The following is a 19,276-nucleotide window of genomic DNA, read 5'->3' as shown; positions in this document are numbered from 1 at the left end:
AAAAATCTCATTTCTTACAGAACCAATGACCTACACCTCCAACGCATAAGTTTGTCTAGCTATTTCTAATTCCTCATTAGTGGGGACAACAAGAATTTTAACTTGTGATTCATCTTTCTGAATCTCAAAAATAGAGGCGCTTCTTTGGTTGTTTTTTTTATCATCAATGTGAAGGCCTAAAGCTTCCATGTCTTTACAGGCCATTTCTCTAAGTACATTTGAGTTTTCACCTATACCTCCAGTAAAGAGTATGGCATCTACGCCGTTAAGCACGGCAATATAAGTGCCAATGAATTTTTTAATGCGATAGGCGGTCATAGCCAAAGCTAATTGGCAATCTTTGTTTCCTTCTTCTGCGCCATTTTGGATTTCTCGCAAATCCGAATATCCGGTTAGGCCCAAAAGTCCGCTTTGTTTTTGTAATAAATAGTTGACTTCTTCAGAAGTCATTTTTAAACTATTCATAAGATGGAAAATCACGGAATGATCAATATCTCCACTACGTGTACCCATTATGAGCCCGTTGGTAGGGCTAAAACCAAGAGAATGGTCTATACTCTTGCCATCTTTTATAGCAGTAGCACTACAACCATTACCTAGGTGAATACTTATGATTTTGTTCGCTGGTTTTTCTAAATAGGCAATAGCCTGTTCCGAAACATATTTGTGACTAGTACCATGAAAACCATATACACGAATACGGTTTTTGTCTGCAAGCTCTTTAGGAATTGCATAGCGGTATGCTTTTTCAGGCATGGTTTGATGATAGGCCGTATCAAAAATAGCAACCTGTCCTGCATTTTTAAACATATCTATGGCTACTCTGATACCTGTTGCGTTGGCAGGATTATGGAGCGGAGCTATAGAACTAAGTCGTTCTATCTCTGCTACTACGCTTTCATCAATTTTGGTGGGTTGATCAAACTTACTCCCACCATGCACTACACGATGTGCAACAACATCAATTTCATCTGGGTGTTTTAGAATACCATGGATGTCATGCATCAATAAATTAGTAATTGCTCGTAAACCTTCTTTGTGGTCTGCAAGGGTCAATGACTCTACATGAGATTTTTCTTTGGCAGTATAATGTACTTTACCGTTATCAAGTCCGATACGCTCCACCAAACCTTTACAAATAATTTCTTCGGAAGGCATTTCAATCACTTGAAATTTTATTGAGGAACTCCCTGAATTGACAATCAAAATCTGCATAGTTGTTTATTTTTCTTGTGCTTGGATAGCAGTTACGATTACTGTATTAAAAACATCTTCTACCGTACAACCTCTACTTAAATCGTTTACGGGTTTATTAAGTCCCTGTAACATTGGGCCAATGGCCACGGCTCCGGTTTCTCTTTGTACTGCTTTATAGGTGTTGTTTCCTGTGTTTAAATCTGGAAATATTAAAACCGACGCTTGTCCTGCAACCTCGGAATTAGGGAGTTTACTTTTACCGATTAATGGGTCTACAGCCGCATCATATTGTATGGGGCCTTCAATCTGTAATTCAGGATTTGATTTTTTTACGATTTCAGTCGCCAATCTCACCTTGTCTACATCATCTCCTTTTCCTGAACTACCGGAAGAATAAGATAACATGGCAATTTTAGCTTTAATTCCAAAAGCCTCTGCAGAAGCTGCGGACGAAATTGCAATCTCTGCCAACTGTTCTGCCGTTGGATTAGGGTTAATGGCACAATCACCAAAGACGGAAACTCTATTTTCCAGGCACATAAAAAATACAGAGGATACTACTTTTATGCCAGGCTTGGTTTTAACAAACTGTAATGCTGGGCGAATAGTATGTTGCGTGGTATGCACAGCTCCTGAAACCATACCGTCTGCATCTCCTTGGTACACCATCATAGTACCAAAGTAAGAAACATCCAACATAGAATCCCTTGCAATATCCATATTTACACCTTTATGCTTTCTTAATTCATAGAAGGTGTTGGCATAACTTTCAAAATTAGGTGCGCTTCCGGGGTCAAGGATAGACAAATGGGAAAGGTCAAAGCCTAACTGCATAGCCTTCTTTTCAATCTTTTCTTTATTCCCTAAAAGAGTTATTTTAACAATACCCAAAGCACTCAACTCGCTAGCAGCTTCAATAATTCTATCATCTTCACCTTCTGGAAGAACAATATGCTTTTTAGAAGTTTTGGCACGCTGAACGAGATTGTACTGAAACATTCTTGGGGTAGTGCCTTTGGCTTCGTAAGTTTTTAAACGTTCCAATAATAATTCACCATCAACATAGGAATTGAACAATGAGATCGATGTTGCGATTTTCTGTTTGCTTTCGGCGTATATTCTTGATTTGATGTTTCCTACGGCGTTGGTGGTATCAAATGTGCCTTGCTGTACAGAAATTATGGGCACGTGGGTTTCAAAACCTTCCAATAGTTTTAAGATAGAGGGTTCTGGAATAATTCCCCCGGTCAATATAATTCCTGAAATGGTAGGATAGTTGTCAGAAAGGTTGGCATGCAACGCACCTAATATAATGTCTGAGCGGTCTCCAGGGGTAATAACCAAGCTATTCTCATGCAAGTGGTTTAGGTAATTGTGTAATTGCATGGCGCCCACGCCAAAACTTCCGGTTTGGTTATTTAAACTTTCCGCCCCAAAAAGAACCTTCCCATTAAGGGCTTTAAGAATTTCGTGAATAGTTGGGTGAGATAAGTTTGAAGCTCTAGGAACCCCAAATACAACGGTTTTATCCTTAAGTTCAAGATTCAACCTCTTGTTAACAATATCAATATTCTCTGGTCTTAACTTATTTGCTACCACACCAATAAGTTCAATATCCTTTTTGATATAGGTATTGACCGCAGAACCAAGGTTACCGCAAAATTCCTCTAAACTGTTACCTTTCGCATTATCTATTAGAATAACGGGTATCCCAAGGTTCTTGGCAATATCTATGTTCAAATCAAATTCAATTACACTTCCGTCACTAGAGAAATCACTTCCTTCTACAAGTATAAAATCAAACCGTTGCTCAAGTTCTTTATATTTGGATATAATGGAGTCAAGAATGTCTCCTGTTCGTCCATCATTGAACATTTCAACCATTTGACTTTGGGTAAGGGCATATGCATCTTCAACAGGAATATCCAAATTGAAATGAGTTAGCACCGTGTTAATATGATTGTCTATTTCGCCTTTAGGAACATCATTTATTACAGGTCTGAAATATCCGACTTTTGCCATTTTCCCAAGTAAAAGTTGCATCAAACCGAGTACAACTAATGACTTGCCACTGTGAGATTCCAAAGCAGCAACATAAAGTGCTTTTGTCATAATTTTATTATTTGCTATTATATGATTTTTATCATTTATTATATCCCAAAGTGCTTATTTTATGGGTGTTTCCGTATTATTTGTCAAGGGTTACAAGTTAACCCTTTTTAATTATTTAACATTATTTTTTGTTAAAAATCGATAAAGATTTCGCCCCCTTTTGAGTTGTTAGAACATAGGTTTTGAATTAAATAAGACAACTAAAAATTTCTTTGATGTTATTTATCATGTTGTATCTGAAAATAATGAGATTTTAATAGAGATAAATTGGGTTAACATAAAATGATGTGACCTATTAAGTGAAAAATTCTTCTTTTTCCTTACATTAGAGATAGTTAGAAATTGCAGTTAGATAAAGCAAATGAACAACTCAACATACACTCAATAAAATGAAAAAAATTAGCACCACTTTGGTAGTCCTTGGCATTATACTTTTCACAAATTTTCTGGATGCTCAGTCAGAAATACGGACAGGAGAAAATATTGCTGTAACGAAGACCAATTCCGGAAAGGTGCGTGGCTATATTGAAAAAGGCATTTATACGTACAAAGGAATTCCCTATGCCCAAGCTAAACGATTTGAAGTGGCAAAAGAACCTGAATCTTGGGAGGGCGTTCGAAGTTCAACTATGTACGGTCCCGTAGCTCCACTTTTAATATCCACTACTTCGGTGCAGGATGAAGCTGAATTTGTTTTTGATCATGATTGGGGTTATACCAATGAAGATTGTCTCAATTTAAATGTTTGGACACCTAGTATTGATGAAAGTGAAAAGAGACCGGTAATGTTCTGGATTCATGGGGGTGGTTTTACCACAGGATCTAGTCATGAGTTACCATCGTATGACGGGGCGAACTTGAGTAAAAAAGGAGATGTAGTTGTAGTGTCTATAAATCACCGGTTGAATGTTTTGGGCTTTTTGGATCTATCCGCCTATGGCAAAAAGTACCAGCACTCTCCTAACAACAGTATTTTGGATATGGTCATGGCACTGAAGTGGGTTCGGGATAATATTTCAAACTTTGGAGGAGACCCAAATAACGTAACCATTTTTGGGCAATCAGGAGGTGGAGCTAAAGTCACTACCCTTATGGCCATGCCCAAAGCAAAAGATTTGTTCCATAAGGCCATAAACCAAAGTGGTTCTTACCGGAAAGCGATATTAGAGAAAGAGGTTACCCAAAAAGTAGCCAAGGAAACTATTTCTATTCTAGGATTGAATGCTACAACCATAGATAGTATTCAAAATATACCTTTTCAGACTTTGGCAGATGCCAGTGGTAAGGCGCTAAAAATAGTAGAGAAGAAAATGAAAGCGGAAGGGAAGACCATTGTCGGTTTTGGATTGAATTGGGGGCCTAGTAAAGATGGTGTTGATTTACCTTTTCAAATCAATTCTTCAGAAGCGCTAGCACTTTCAAAAGACGTTCCCCTATTAATCGGAACTGCTAAAAATGAATTTGCTCCTTTTGCCAATATGCGTTTTGTTGGTGCTTCCGATGAAACCATCATGAATCATATTAAAGAGACCTATAAAGAAAAAGCAGATGCATATATCAAAGCGGTTAAAAAAGCATATCCAGAAGATACTGCGGCAAAAGATTTGTTGGATGTTGACACCATGTTTAGACCAGGAGCAGTGGCCGAAGCGAATTTAAAATCTAGCATCAAAGACGGGGCACCAGTATTTATGTACCTTTTTACATGGCAATCTCCCGTTTTTGATGGAAAATATAAAGCATTGCATTGTATGGAGCTACCATTTGTTTTCGATAATATTACTTTAGCAAATCATATGACAGGAGGAGGGAAAGATGCACACGCTTTGGCGGATAAAATGAGCCAAGCATGGATTAATTTTGCCAAGACCGGAAACCCAAACCATACCGGATTACCGGAATGGCCCGCATACAATAGCACTAATACAACAACAATGCATTTTAATACTACAAGCATGGTAAAGCCACAGCTAGACAAAGAACTTTTTGAACTCGTAAAAGAGTAACTAACCACATCTTATTGTTAGTTTTGCACTTTTAAATTTCAAAGCATGATTTCAGTTGATAATTTGGCGGTAGAATTTAGTGGTACTACCTTATTCAGTGATGTTTCTTTTTTGATTAATCCTACCGATAAAATTGCCCTAATGGGTAAGAACGGAGCGGGAAAATCTACGATGATGAAAATTATTGCTGGCGAGCAAAGTGGTACACGCGGTAATGTTCGTGTACCAAAAGATGCTATTATAGCTTATTTACCACAACATTTATTGACTGAAGATGATTGTACCGTTTTTGAAGAAGCTGCCAAAGCTTTTAAGCATGTTTTTACCATGCGCGATGAAATGGAGCGACTTAACAAAGAATTAGAGACTAGAACGGATTATGAGAGCGATGCCTACATGTCCATCATAGAAAAAGTTTCTGATTTAGGTGAGAAATACTATGCCTTAGAAGATATTAATTATGATTCTGAGGTAGAAAAAGCTTTGAAGGGGTTGGGTTTTAAACAAGAGGATTTCGTAAGGCAAACCAATGAGTTTAGCGGAGGTTGGCGTATGCGTATAGAATTGGCTAAAATTCTATTGCAAAAACCAGATCTTATCTTGTTGGATGAGCCTACGAACCATATTGATATTGAATCAGTTATTTGGCTGGAAGATTTCTTGTTGAACAAAGCCAATGCCGTAATGGTAATATCTCACGATAGAGCATTTATTGACAATATTACCAACCGTACCATAGAAGTTACTATGGGGCGTATTTACGATTACAAAGCCAATTATACCCACTACTTGCAATTGCGTGAAGACCGTAGGTCCCACCAGATAAAAGCGTATCAGGAGCAACAAAAATTTATAGCGGATAATAGGGCCTTTATTGAACGATTTAAAGGAACCTATTCAAAAACGAACCAAGTTACGTCGCGTGAACGAATGCTTGAAAAATTGAAAATTATTGAAATTGATGAGGTAGACACCTCTTCTTTAAAATTGAGCTTTCCACCATCTCCACGTTCGGGAGATTATCCGGTTACGGTTGAGGGAGTTTCTAAATCTTATGATGAGCATATTGTTTTCAAAGATGCAAATATGTCAATTGCCAGAGGAGAGAAAGTTTCTTTTGTGGGTCGTAATGGTGAAGGTAAGTCAACCATGATCAAGGCTATTCTGGGTGAAATAGATGTAGAAGGAAACTGTCAATTAGGGCATAATGTTAAGGTAGGATATTTTGCGCAAAACCAAGCATCGTTATTAGACCCAGAACTGACTATTTTTCAAACGGTAGATGAGGTTGCTTTTGGTGATATCCGTAACCAGATAAAGAACATTTTAGGCAAGTTTATGTTCAGCGGAGACGATATAGATAAAAAAGTAAGTATGCTTTCTGGTGGTGAGAAGACTAGATTGGCAATGGTGAAATTGTTGTTAGAACCTGTAAATCTTTTAATATTGGATGAGCCTACGAATCATTTGGATTTAAAATCAAAAGATGTTTTGAAGGAAGCCTTATCAACCTATGATGGGACTTTAATTCTGGTATCTCACGATCGTGATTTTCTACAAGGATTATCTCAAAAAGTATTTGAGTTCAAGAACCAAAGAGTAATTGAACATTTTGAAACCATTGACGCCTTCTTAGAGCGAAATAGAATTAAGAGCATTGCAGAGATTAATTTGATGAAGTAGTGCGCCGCTGTTTACCTTTTCTATAGATAAGAATTACATTATTTAATTTGCAGTGGGCTATTTGCTATTTAGAGTGTTGGTCACGGGAACTTGTCATATTTCTTTATAAATACGGTGGTACAGGTTCTGGAAATCGGTATTTAAAAATAGTTCATTATGTGTTCAGGAACGGTTATCTTATATTTACCTCACATTAATACATCTTATACATGTCAGAATTTTCAAACAGAAGGGTGCAGCTTGTTTTTATGCTTTCATTGTTGACGACTGTCATTACAATAATTTGGTTTATTCTAGCTAGGATATTGCATATGATAGAACTTAGCAATTTCATCATAGCCACGGCGCCTCTTTTTATCCTTTCTGCCATCATTTCCAAAAAAGGAAACCTAACCCTTGCCCGCTTTATTTATATGATTGCCTTTAATTTGAGTGTTACGGTGACTGCCTCATTTATTGGAAAGGCCGGGAGTGTGGAATTTATACTCATGTTTGCCATGGCTTTGCCTTTTATACTATTTTCTTTCATAAGAGAAAAACTTTATATTCCGCTATTCTCTAGTTTGTCAATGGTGTTTTGGGCACTTCTGTATTTTACGGATTTTAATCTTTTTAGTGACACGCATATGGATCCTGAATTGGCAGGAAGGTATATTTATCCTATTTCCATTATTACTACAATTCTTTTAGTAACATATCAATTAACTTATTTCTCCTTTATAAACGCAGGGTTTTATTCTAAAATACACAATCAGAGAGAATCAGCTATTGAGGCATCAAATGCAAAGTCTAGGTTTTTAAGTATGATGAGCCATGAGATAAGAACACCTCTAAATGCAATTACCGGTCTTTCCCATATTTTAGGCGACACCAATCCTAGAGAAGATCAAAAGCAGAATATTGAAGCATTGAACTACTCCGGTAAAATACTCTTGAACTTACTGAACAATGTTTTGGATTTCAGTAAAATGGAGTCCACAAAGATTGAACTAGACCCTATTCCTACTAATATTATGAAAGCGGTGAAGCAAATAAAGAAAATTCATGAATCTAGCTGTTTACGTAAAGGAATTGTGTTGGAATTGGAAATCGATGACAAACTTCCCACTGTTTGGTTAGATATTGTTCGCTTCAATCAGGTAATCAATAACTTGGTTTCAAATGCCATTAAATTTACGGAAAAGGGAAGTGTAAAGCTAAAAATCGTAATGGAAAGCGAGACAAACGACATTGTTGTTATTCGCACAGAAATCATAGATACCGGAATTGGAATTACAAAAGAGGGGCAAGAAAAAATATGGCAGGCATTTTCTCAAGCATCCAGTAGTACAAACCGTTTGTACGGTGGTACGGGTTTAGGATTGCCCATTGTTAAAAGTATAGTAAATGCTATGGGTTCTGAAGTATATGTAGAAAGTGAAATGGATAAAGGAAGTCGCTTTTATTTTAATTTAGAATTGAAGTTGGCTTCTAGCCAAGAGTTGGAGAAAACTACTCAAAGAAAGGTATTTGACCTAAAGGGTAAAAAAGTTTTATTGGTAGAGGACAATCAGATCAATGTTATGGTCGGAAAGCAAATATTAGAAAAGGCCAACTTGGTTGTTGATGTGGCTTATGACGGACTTGCTGCGGTAAATAAAGTACGTGAAGAAGGTTATGATGTACTTTTGATGGACATCCAGATGCCCGTAATGGATGGGTATGAAGCTTCTATGGAAATCAGAAAGTTCAATACCACGGTCCCTATATTAGCCTTATCGGCATCCGTATTTCAAGAAGTAAAAGAGAAGATGTTTGAAAGTGGTATGGACGGATTTATTTTCAAACCTTTTAACCCAGAAGACCTACTCAATAGGATAGAAGAAAAGGTAGCTGGTTAGCATTAGTTATAATTAAGTGACTTTGGATAGGTTTGTTTTCGATTGGATAGACCTGAAATACAATGTTCTGAATGGCCTTGATTTCTTATCTCGGCTGCGCTATTTTTTGGTCCTATTTTTTTTAATTTCTTTTTAGGACATAAGTTGTGAAAGGGCCAATGCCAAATCTCCGCTTTGGTGTTTGGTCACAAGTATTTTTTTCTAATCACTTGTTCAAGCAAATCTTCTTGAGGGCAACTAATTTCCTTAGATGTTATTACTTCCTTATGTCGTGAAATGGTCTTTGTCGGTCATAGCGAAATGAATATCGTATTTTGTTATATTTCTTAAAGTTACGGTGTCGTTAAACGAACCGAACGTAGGGTCTACTGAGCAAGAAGTGTTCTGGTCTTTTATGCCCAATAATAAAGCACTACGTCTTGCATAATCCCTAAGGTTTGCATCATTAGGAGCTGGAGATTTAGATTGATACCATAGAGATAACTTCTTTGAAGCCATCAGAAAAGACAAATCTTTGATTTCTAATACACATAATGCCAGTATATCTACCATGTTGTGTCATTTATGAAACATGGTGTAAGAGACCGGTGAAATGTTGAAACTGCACCCACTTACGGGTAAGGTTTTAAATATTGAAAAGGTTATATAAGATTGGTGTAAACGAGAATGCAAGGAAGTCCGGGAGCCTACGCTTAAGTTCCGTTTAAAAGTAAAAGGCCCTCTACGAGGGCCTTTTTTATGCTTGGTCAATTAAATCTTTTTAGATTACTACATAATTCCAGTAACATCTAGAACGAGGGCTACTAGTACTGATAGTAGAATACATACCAGGCAAGTGATCATGATTCGAAGAAATCCGTTGAGCATTTTAACTCCGGTGCTTAGTTGTTGTTCCATAAGTGTGAGATTTCCTTAAATTTAATAAATTAATAAATACAAAGGTCAAATATTGCGAATTTTTTGGCTTAAACCCCTTATGGTTAGTATATTAATTAGTTGAACTGTTCATAAAAACGATAAACTGCATTTTTTGCAAACCGTAAAAAGAGTTAAAATCACTGGAGGTTCAAATTTTAAGACCTCCTTAGGGAAGATAAAGTAGAATAATTTTAAAAATTTAGATAAAAGCTTTAATGTGGGACATGATTTCCATACTCGCCCCTTTGTTCTTTGAAATGTAATTGGCGTTTATTTCTCCTGTCTTTTTTCTAAATTCCGGACTGTCAAGAAACTTCTTTAAAAGCTCTCCAAACGTCCATTGGTCTTTTATAGGGTAAATACCTTTTTGTTTTACTAAATCCTCGGCTTCTATAAAACCGTCATAATTTGGTCCAATGATTACGGGAATACCAAAAACGGCAGGTTCCAAAGTATTGTGTAATCCTGTTGAAAAACCACCGCCAACATAAGCTATATCGGCATAGCTATAAATACGGGTCAAAAGCCCAATGTTATCAATGATCAGTACGTCATAATCGCGTAGATTATTACTGTAGATTTTTGAATAGAGTGTGGTTTTTTTTGTGAATGCTCCTGCAAGACCTAAAATTTTATCTTTTTTGATAGTGTGCGGGGCTAATACGTATTTTAGGTTCTTTGGGGCGTGGTTGATATGGTCTATTAATATGGCTTCATCTTCTGGCCAAGTACTTCCGGCTACAAAACAAAGTTTATCATTTTTGAAAACCTCCATAAAATCCAGTGTATTGTCACGGTCTAGAATTTCAGAAACACGGTCCAAACGCGTGTCTCCGCTTATGATGGCATCTTTTATTCCAATGGATTCCAATAATTCTTTTGAATTCGCATCCTGAACGAAGTAGTTGGAGAATTTGCGAAGGGTATTTCTCATAAACCCGCCGTAGGCTTTGAAATAAACCTGATTTTTCTTGAATAAGGCCGAGACTAAAATAGCGGGGATTTTGTTCTTCTCTAACGCTTTAATATAATTAGGCCAAATCTCATATTTTACAAATATGGCAATATCAGGATGTACTGTTTTTAAGAAATGTGCCACGTTTTTTTTAGTGTCCATTGGCAGGTAGGCCACAACATCCGCTACGGTCGTATTTTTTTTTACTTCATATCCAGATGGGGAAAAGAAGGTGAGCACAATTTTATGTAAAGGATATTCGTTCTTAAGCTTCTCAATTATGGGAAGCCCTTGTTCGTATTCACCTAAGGATGCTGCATGAACCCAAAGTGTTCTGTCTTCTTTGGAAATAGCGTTATCAAGTAAGTAGAAGGAGTGCTTGCGGCCTTTTACGAACAGTTTTAATTTAGAATTGAAAAGAGCCAGAATCTTCAGGAAGAACCAAGAAATCTGAACAATCACATTATAGATGCTATGCACTGATTCATATTTTGCGCTAAATTACACTTCTTTAGATAAAATTGTACTGCATGGTTTCGTATTTTTGTTTCGATTTATATAATTCATGACGATGAAAAAAATTCAAATGGTCGACTTAGGTGGCCAGTACGAAGGAATAAAAGAACAAGTCAATTCGGCAATAGCCACTATAATGGAAACTTCGGCTTTCATAAATGGACCGGAAGTAAAATCATTCCAGAGTGAATTAGAAGCATATTTAAATGTAAAACACGTTATACCCTGTGCCAATGGTACGGATGCATTGCAAATTGCAATGATGGGGTTGGGTCTCCAGCCAGGAGATGAGGTAATCACCGCAGATTTTACGTTCGCGGCTACAGTTGAGGTAATAGCCCTATTACAATTAACTCCCGTTCTTGTAGATGTAGAGCCAGATTCTTTTAATATAGATATTGCGGCTATCGAAAAGGCTATTACACCTAAAACAAAAGCTATAGTCCCTGTTCATTTATTTGGCCAATGTGCCAATATGGACGCCATTATGCAGTTGGCGGAACAACATAACTTATTTGTAATAGAAGATAATGCCCAAGCAATTGGTGCGGATTATATTTTTGATAATGGCAAAAAACAGAAAGCTGGAACTATAGGCCATGTTGGTGCTACCTCTTTTTTCCCATCAAAAAATTTAGGAGCTTACGGAGACGGAGGTGCAATTTTCACTAATGATGATAAGTTGGCCCATACTTTAAGAGGAGTGGTAAATCATGGTATGTATGAAAGATACCATCATGATGTGGTAGGAGTAAATTCTAGGTTAGATTCTATTCAGGCAGCTGTGTTACGTGCTAAATTACCCAATCTGGATGAGTATTGTGACCGAAGAAGACAGGCTGCAAGGAGTTACAACAAGGCTTTTGAAAATCAGCCCCATATCATAACGCCAAAAACCACGAGATGTGGAGAAGGGATATGCGATACGTGCAGTTGCCATGTGTTTCATCAATATACCTTAAGAATTACCAATGGCAAAAGAGATGCTTTGGTAAAACATTTGGCAGATAATGATATTCCATGTGGTGTGTACTATCCTATTCCTTTACATAAACAAAAGGCATATGCAGATGATAGGTATAATGAAGCTGATTTCCCTGTAACAAACCAATTGGTTAAAGAAGTTATTTCATTACCAATGCACACGGAATTAGAAAATGATCAAATAGATTTTATTACAAAAACAGTATTGGAGTTGGTAAATGCTTAGCGCTTATTCTAACTTGCTTTAAAAACATGAGCGAACTAAGCAGTAAAAAAGAAAGTGGCCTATTTGCAATAAAAAAGCATGGGTTTTGAAAAATAATAGATTATGAAGATATTAGTTACCGGTGGGCTTGGATTTATTGGATCACATACAGTTGTAGAACTTCAAAATGAAGGTTTTGAGGTGGTAATCATAGATGATTGTTCCAATTCATCCGAAAAGGTACTTGATGGTATTTCTTCCATAACCGGTAAAGTGCCACTTTTTGAAAAAATTGATTTAAAAGAAAAATCCAAGGTTGAAGATTTTTTTAAAAGGCACCAGGATGTTCAGGGGGTAATTCATTTTGCTGCTTCAAAGGCGGTAGGTGAAAGTGTTAAAAAACCACTTTTGTATTATGAAAATAACATTGGTACATTGGTTTATCTTTTAAAAGAACTTTCTAAGAAAGACAATTCCAATTTTATATTTAGCTCCTCTTGTACGGTATATGGGCAAGCAGACGAGATGCCTATTAGTGAGATGGCTCCGGTTAAACCAGCGGAATCCCCTTATGGGAACACAAAACAAATGGGCGAAGAGATTATTCGTGATACGTGTTTGGTGAATGAGAATATGAACGCCATCGCTTTGCGTTACTTCAACCCAATGGGTGCACATCCTAGTGGTAATATAGGTGAATTGCCTATAGGTGTACCGCAAAATTTGGTTCCATTTATAACACAGACCGGTGTTGGCTTACGAGAGCAATTGTCGGTTTTTGGTGATGATTATCCTACGGAAGATGGTACCTGTGTTCGCGATTATATCTATGTGGTAGATTTAGCCAAAGCCCATGTTCAGGCATTGCAACGTCTTTTGGCAGGGAAGAACCAAGAAAATTACGAGGTATTTAATTTAGGTACTGGAAAAGGAAGCTCAGTTTTGGAGGTAATTCACAGTTTTGAAAAAGTGTCGGGTAAAAAACTAAATTATAAAATTGTAGACAGAAGGGCTGGTGATATTGTTTCTGCGTACGCTGATACTAGAAAAGCGAACGAAGTCTTAGGTTGGAAATCACAGTATACTTTAGATGAGGCAATGAAGTCCGCATGGGAGTGGGAACAGAAAATCAGGGCATAACTAGAAATGAACTTCTAAAGGGCTGTAAATTGGATTTTTTTTTCTGAATCAAAACCAACCTCAAATCAAAAACGTAAATAATACATGGTTTTGAATTTTTCCGATAGTACAGATTTGCTTGCCAATGCAGAGAAAAATGAGCTTTACAATAAATTGGTAGCCCAGGTAATAAAAGATTTTGGGCTGGCCAATATTCATATAGATGTTACACCGGATATTCTTCCGAATCAACTTAAGGCTGTTTTAAAGGAGAAAATCTATCGTCTAATAATGGAGCGCTTTTCAGAATATCTGAATTTACTATATATAATAGATGTTCCTGAAAAAGCGTTTAAGGAAATTACGGTAACAGATGTTGTTGAGGTAGCCGATCAAGTTACCTTTCTCGTATTAAAGCGAGAGTTACAAAAAGTATGGTTGAAAGCTAAATACTCCTAAAAGTACACACGTACAAAAGGCATCCATGCATTCAGGTAAATACTTTCACTATCATCATAAAGTACATTATAGCGAATACCAACAGTGAAATTACGATCTATGTAACCTGCGCCAAAGAATAGTCCGGGCGACCAATAATTGTCTTCTATAGTGGGTAGACCGTTAAATGCAATAGATCTATTAATACGTAATTGTTCCAATTCTGCGGAAAGCTGAATATAGGGCAGGGGATTGTAAAGGGATAAAATACTACCACCATACGCATACCGCTTATCATTATCGTATTTTGCATAGTTAAAAGTAAGGCTTACACCGCTAGAAAATTTATCGTTGACCTGGTATATAGCGCTAGGGGAAACTGTAGCGTTGAAACCTCCATTGTTCAGGCCAAAGCCCAATCCGCCTCCTAGTCTAACATTATCCCAGAAATCGGAAGGTTGAGAAGTGTTTTGTGTGTAACAACTTGTCGCAAAAAGAAGAAGAAATAACGCGAAAAATATTTTTTTAGAGATCAAAGAGAGTTTTTTAATCATTATCTTTATTTTTTCAATATTGCATACTAAGATACGTCCCAGAAATGGGAATTATTGTATTTTTGTACCCATTTATTTGCATGACAGAGAATCTTCTATGGACAAATATTCCTTTCTAAATACCGCTCATACTTCTTTTTTTGCGGAATTATACGACAAATATCTTATTAACCCCGATAGTGTTGAGCCTAGTTGGCGCGCTTTTTTCCAAGGTTTTGATTTTGGAACGGAGTCGGCGCTAGATGGGTTGGATCTTGATGCTTTATTAGCCGAAAACGGTACACAACAAAATGGAGTTGCGGCAATGCCACAATCTCTTCAAAAGGAGTTTCAGGTCATTCGTTTGATAGATGGTTATCGAAGTAGGGGACATTTATTTACTGAAACCAACCCTGTTAGAGAGCGTAGGCAATATGAGCCAACGCTTGATATCGAAAATTTTGGCCTTTCACAAAGTGATATGGATACGGTCTTCAGTGCCGGTGATGTTATTGGTATAGGAGCCAATACTTTAAAAGAAATCATAGGGCATCTACGTCGTATATACTGCGATGCTATTGGTGTAGAGTATATGTATATTCGTAAGCCAGAGCGTATTGAGTGGATACAGACGTGGTTGAACGTTAATGATAATCATCCAAAATTTGATGCGGAGCATAAAAGACGAATTCTTAGAAAACTAAATCAAGCGGTTTCCTTTGAAGGGTTTTTGCATACCAAGTATGTTGGCCAAAAACGATTTTCTTTAGAGGGCGGTGAGTCATTGATTCCTGCTCTTGATACTGTTGTTGAGCGTGCTGCTGAGTTAGGTGTGGAACAGTTTGTAATGGGTATGGCACATAGAGGTAGACTAAATGTGCTTACCAATATCTTTGGCAAGGCGGCAAAAGATATATTTAGTGAATTTGATGGTAAAGATTATGAGCAAGAGATTTTTGATGGCGATGTAAAATACCACCTAGGTTGGACCTCTGATCGTAAAACTGATAATGGCAAAAAAATAAAGATGAACATTGCTCCTAACCCTTCTCACTTAGAGACGGTTGGTGCAGTGGTAGAAGGTATTGCACGTGCAAAGCAAGATGCCCATTTTCCAGATGAGTTTTCAAAAGTACTTCCTATAGTTGTACATGGAGATGCCGCAATTGCTGGTCAAGGGCTTATTTATGAATTGGTGCAAATGGCCAATCTAGACGGGTATAAGACCAATGGTACCATACATATAGTAGTTAATAACCAAATTGGCTTTACAACGAACTATTTAGATGCTCGTACGTCTACCTATTGTACGGATGTTGGAAAGGTAACCTTAAGTCCTGTCTTACATGTAAATGCAGATGATGTGGAAGCTGTTGTACATGCATCGCTTTTTGCATTGGAATACCGTATGCGTTTTAATAGAGATGTATTTATTGATTTGTTAGGGTATAGAAAATATGGTCATAACGAAGGTGATGAGCCGCGTTTTACGCAGCCAAAACTATATAAGGCCATAGCCAAGCACCAAAATCCGCGTGATATTTATGCGCAGAAGTTATTGGCCGAAGGTATAATAGAAGAAGACTTTGTTAAAAAGTTGGAAGAGGAATATAAGGCTTCTCTAGAGGAAGAACTTGTAGATTCCCGAAAAGAGGACAAAACGGAAATAACCCCGTTCATGGCCGATGAATGGAAAGGCTTTGTTAACGTTCGTGAGTGGGAAATGATGGAGAAAGTAGATACTACTTTCGATAAAAAAGAGCTTACCAAAATAGCAAAGGTTATTACGGAGCTTCCAAAAGATAAAAAATTCCTACGTAAGGTTGATAAACTTATAAGGGATCGCAAGAAAATGTTTTTCGAGTCTGATAGGTTGGACTGGGCCATGGGAGAATTGTTGGCCTATGGTACATTATTGCAAGAAGGTTATGCGGTTCGTATGTCAGGTCAAGATGTGGAGCGTGGTACGTTTTCGCACAGACATGCCGTAATGAAGGTGGAAGAAAGTGAAGAGGAGGTTATATTGCTTAATCATTTGAGTGAGAAACAAGCAAAATTTCAAATTTATAATTCATTATTATCAGAGTATGGTGTGGTTGGTTTTGACTACGGTTATGCCATGGCCAGTCCTAATTCACTAACCATCTGGGAAGCGCAATTTGGAGATTTCAGTAATGGGGCCCAAATTATGATTGACCAGTATATTTCTGCAGCAGAGGATAAATGGAAATTGCAGAACGGTTTGGTGATGTTGCTTCCGCATGGGTATGAAGGTCAGGGAGCAGAACATTCTTCAGCTCGTATGGAAAGGTACTTGCAACTGTGTGCAAGAGACAACATGTATATTGCAGATGTTTCTACACCAGCACAGATGTTCCATATCTTGAGAAGGCAGATGAAAGTAAATTTCAGAAAACCTCTTATTGTATTTACGCCTAAAAGTTTGTTGAGACATCCAAAAGCGGTGTCTACGGTAGATGAATTGGCATCAGGAAGTTTTCAAGAAGTTATAGATGATGCTTCCGTTACGATAAGTAAGGTGAAATCGGTCGTGTTTTGTACAGGTAAATTCTACTATGATTTACTAGCGGTCAAAGAAGAACAGAATAGGGAAGATGTTGCTTTGGTTCGTGTAGAACAATTGTTTCCTGTGCCATCAGAAAAGATAAAAGCTGTTATTGCCAAGTACAAAAAGGCAGATGATTTGGTCTGGGCGCAAGAAGAGCCAAGAAACATGGGGGCATGGAGCCATATGATGATGCATTTTAGTGATTCGAACAAGTTTAGGGTCGCTTCAAGAAGATTCTATGCTTCTCCAGCAGCCGGTAGTGCAGTTCGTTCAAAAATGAGACATCAGCAAGTAATCGATTATGTATTCGATAAGACTAAGAATAATATGTCAAAACCAATACCCAAGCCTACGGAGGATTAGGAATTGGTTAATGAAATAGTTTAAGATAACACAGCAAATAAGTATAGCATGATATTAGAAATGAAAGTCCCATCTCCGGGCGAATCTATCACCGAAGTAGAAATAGCGGAATGGTTGGTAGAAGATGGCGATTACGTTGAAAAGGACCAGGCCATTGCCGAGGTAGATTCGGATAAGGCTACATTAGAACTTCCTGCTGAGAAAAGTGGCATAATTACCTTAAAAGCCGAAGTAGGGGATGCTGTTGCAGTTGGAGCGGTAGTTTGTTTAATAGATACGGACGCTGCCAAACCTACTGGTGACTCTGCAGAGAAAGAATTGGCAGAGGAGAAGAAAAGCGAACCTAAAAAAGAGGCGGCAAAAGCTCCACAACCTGCACAGGCAAAAGAAACTTATGCTTCTGGAGTAGCATCACCAGCGGCAAAAAAGATATTGAGTGAAAAAGGTATTGATGCCTCTTCGGTTAAGGGAAGTGGAAAAGATGGTCGTATCACTAAAGAAGATGCTGTAAATGCTGTTCCTTCCATGGGAACGCCTACAGGAGGAAACAGAGGAGAAACACGTTCAAAACTTTCTATGTTGCGTAGAAAAGTTGCGGAACGTTTAGTGTCTGCCAAGAATGAAACAGCTATGCTTACAACTTTTAACGAAGTTGATATGTCTGCGATTTTTGAGCTTAGAAAACAATATAAAGACGACTTTAAATCTAAACACGGGGTTGGTTTAGGTTTTATGTCCTTCTTTACGAAGGCCGTTGTCCGAGCATTGGAAATGTATCCGGCCGTAAATTCTATGATAGACGGTAAAGAGATGATTTCTTACGATTTCTGTGATATCAGTATTGCGGTTTCCGGGCCAAAAGGATTAATGGTGCCTGTTATTAGAAATGCTGAAAATTTAACCTTTAGAGGTGTTGAGGCAGAAGTGAAAAGATTGGCAATACGCGCCCGTGAAGGAGAGATTACCGTAGACGAAATGACCGGCGGTACTTTCACCATTACTAATGGAGGTGTATTTGGCTCCATGTTGTCCACACCAATTATCAACCCACCACAGAGTGCAATTTTAGGAATGCACAACATAGTGGAAAGACCAATTGCTAGAGATGGAGCTATTGCTATTGCACCTATAATGTATGTGGCGGTATCTTATGACCACCGTATTATTGATGGTAAGGAATCTGTAGGGTTCTTGGTCGCTATAAAAGAAGCATTGGAAAATCCTGAAGAACTATTGATGGATGGTAATGTCAAGAAAGCTTTGGAGATGTAGTTTGTCTCACTAATTAATATATAGCCCTGAAGATTTTAATCTTTGGGGCTTTTTTTTGTGTAATAGTAGAGTGAATATCTAGATTACTTTTTAAGGTAAACGCAATACTTATTATAATCGATTACTGCTTTTGCCTTTTTTAGAACATCGGCACCTATTATTCCATCTACCGGTAAAGTATTGTGGGCAGTAAGGGCTTGGTTTACATGAACTAGGTCAAAAAGAACGATTTTCAACTTTTTCTTTTTCCAGTTTCCTATTTCAATTTTGTTTTTGGTCGATATTAAGGTCTCCATATCTGTAGCTCCAGCTCCAGCTGCTTTTATTTCCGAAACTTCCGAGGCTAGTGCAAATTGATCGATTTTGTCAATACCAATGCAAGTGTTGGATGCACCCGTATCTAGGATAAACCTTCCAGAAACACCGTTTATTTTAGCTGATATTTCAAAGTGATCGGTTTGGGTAAGCTTTAAGGGTATTTGGGAGTAATTTTTTTTCCGAAGAAATTTTTTCAGAGAGGACATGT

General features: G+C 37.6%; 14 protein-coding genes. 8 read left to right on the top strand and 6 right to left on the bottom strand.

Translation table 11 applies throughout. The features are described 5' to 3' along the window. Positions 1–30: 30 nt before the first annotated feature. Positions 31–1,215 carry an acetate/propionate family kinase gene (locus tag KO521_RS13425; protein ID WP_215940408.1) on the bottom strand — a complete coding sequence of 395 codons (1,185 nt, stop codon included), beginning with the start codon at positions 1,213–1,215 and terminating at the stop codon, positions 31–33. Between the two features lie 6 nt (positions 1,216–1,221). Then, entirely contained in the window at positions 1,222–3,309 is a 2,088-nt protein-coding gene (gene pta / locus KO521_RS13420) for a phosphate acetyltransferase (RefSeq protein WP_215940407.1), read from the bottom strand. Between the two features lie 389 nt (positions 3,310–3,698). Here pta and KO521_RS13415 point away from each other — a divergent pair, with 389 nt between their 5' ends. The 3 genes from KO521_RS13415 (at position 3,699) to KO521_RS13405 (ending at position 8,878) form a co-directional block, all read left to right on the top strand. Further along, positions 3,699–5,315, top strand: a complete 1,617-nt coding sequence (locus tag KO521_RS13415) for a carboxylesterase/lipase family protein (protein WP_215940406.1) — start codon at positions 3,699–3,701, stop codon at positions 5,313–5,315. A 45-nt stretch (positions 5,316–5,360) separates the two neighbouring features. Then, positions 5,361–6,998 (top strand): ABC-F family ATP-binding cassette domain-containing protein, encoded by a 1,638-nt coding sequence (locus tag KO521_RS13410; RefSeq protein WP_215940405.1) that lies wholly within the window; start codon positions 5,361–5,363, stop codon positions 6,996–6,998. 209 nt (positions 6,999–7,207) lie between these two features. Then, entirely contained in the window at positions 7,208–8,878 is a 1,671-nt protein-coding gene (locus tag KO521_RS13405; protein WP_252730065.1) for a response regulator, read from the top strand. 264 nt (positions 8,879–9,142) lie between these two features. Here KO521_RS13405 and KO521_RS13400 read toward each other — a convergent pair whose 3' ends face one another. Beyond that, the gene (locus KO521_RS13400; RefSeq protein WP_215940404.1) at positions 9,143–9,430 is read right to left on the bottom strand and encodes a hypothetical protein; all 288 of its coding nucleotides are present in this window, start codon (positions 9,428–9,430) and stop codon (positions 9,143–9,145) included. Between the two features lie 565 nt (positions 9,431–9,995). Beyond that, on the bottom strand, positions 9,996–11,231 hold the full coding sequence (locus KO521_RS13395) for a 3-deoxy-D-manno-octulosonic acid transferase (RefSeq protein ID WP_215940403.1): 1,236 nt from the start codon (positions 11,229–11,231) through the stop codon (positions 9,996–9,998). Between the two features lie 91 nt (positions 11,232–11,322). Between KO521_RS13395 and KO521_RS13390 the strand changes: the two genes are divergently transcribed. The 3 genes from KO521_RS13390 to KO521_RS13380 all read left to right on the top strand — a co-directional run bounded on the left by KO521_RS13390 (position 11,323) and on the right by KO521_RS13380 (position 14,034). Continuing rightward, complete coding sequence (locus KO521_RS13390; RefSeq protein ID WP_215940402.1) at positions 11,323–12,477, top strand: DegT/DnrJ/EryC1/StrS family aminotransferase; 1,155 nt, start codon at positions 11,323–11,325, stop codon at positions 12,475–12,477. Positions 12,478–12,579: 102 nt separating this feature from the next. Beyond that, positions 12,580–13,596, top strand: a complete 1,017-nt coding sequence (galE, locus tag KO521_RS13385) for a UDP-glucose 4-epimerase GalE (protein ID WP_215940401.1) — start codon at positions 12,580–12,582, stop codon at positions 13,594–13,596. 84 nt (positions 13,597–13,680) lie between these two features. After that, positions 13,681–14,034, top strand: a complete 354-nt coding sequence (locus KO521_RS13380) for a hypothetical protein (RefSeq protein WP_215940400.1) — start codon at positions 13,681–13,683, stop codon at positions 14,032–14,034. Here KO521_RS13380 and KO521_RS13375 read toward each other — a convergent pair. Continuing rightward, positions 14,031–14,567, bottom strand: coding sequence for an alpha-ketoglutarate decarboxylase (locus KO521_RS13375; RefSeq protein ID WP_252730064.1), 537 nt, complete (start codon positions 14,565–14,567; stop codon positions 14,031–14,033). The two genes, KO521_RS13380 and KO521_RS13375, sit on opposite strands and share 4 nt — an antisense overlap. A 97-nt stretch (positions 14,568–14,664) precedes the next feature. Between KO521_RS13375 and KO521_RS13370 the strand changes: the two genes are divergently transcribed. Next, positions 14,665–17,478, top strand: coding sequence for a 2-oxoglutarate dehydrogenase E1 component (locus KO521_RS13370; RefSeq protein ID WP_215940399.1), 2,814 nt, complete (start codon positions 14,665–14,667; stop codon positions 17,476–17,478). A 48-nt stretch (positions 17,479–17,526) separates the two neighbouring features. After that, positions 17,527–18,750 (top strand): 2-oxoglutarate dehydrogenase complex dihydrolipoyllysine-residue succinyltransferase, encoded by a 1,224-nt coding sequence (gene odhB / locus KO521_RS13365; protein WP_215940398.1) that lies wholly within the window; start codon positions 17,527–17,529, stop codon positions 18,748–18,750. Between the two features lie 83 nt (positions 18,751–18,833). On the opposite strand, the gene KO521_RS13360 is transcribed toward odhB, so the two are convergent. After that, positions 18,834–19,274: a retropepsin-like aspartic protease family protein gene (locus KO521_RS13360; protein ID WP_215940397.1), complete on the bottom strand. Its 441-nt coding sequence runs from the start codon at positions 19,272–19,274 to the stop codon at positions 18,834–18,836. Between the last annotated feature and the right edge of the window lie 2 nt (positions 19,275–19,276).

The organism is Zobellia uliginosa (assembly GCF_018860745.1).
In the GTDB taxonomy this organism is placed as follows: Bacteria; Bacteroidota; Bacteroidia; order Flavobacteriales; family Flavobacteriaceae; genus Zobellia; species Zobellia uliginosa_B.
This window is presented reverse-complemented; position numbering and strand designations above follow the sequence as displayed.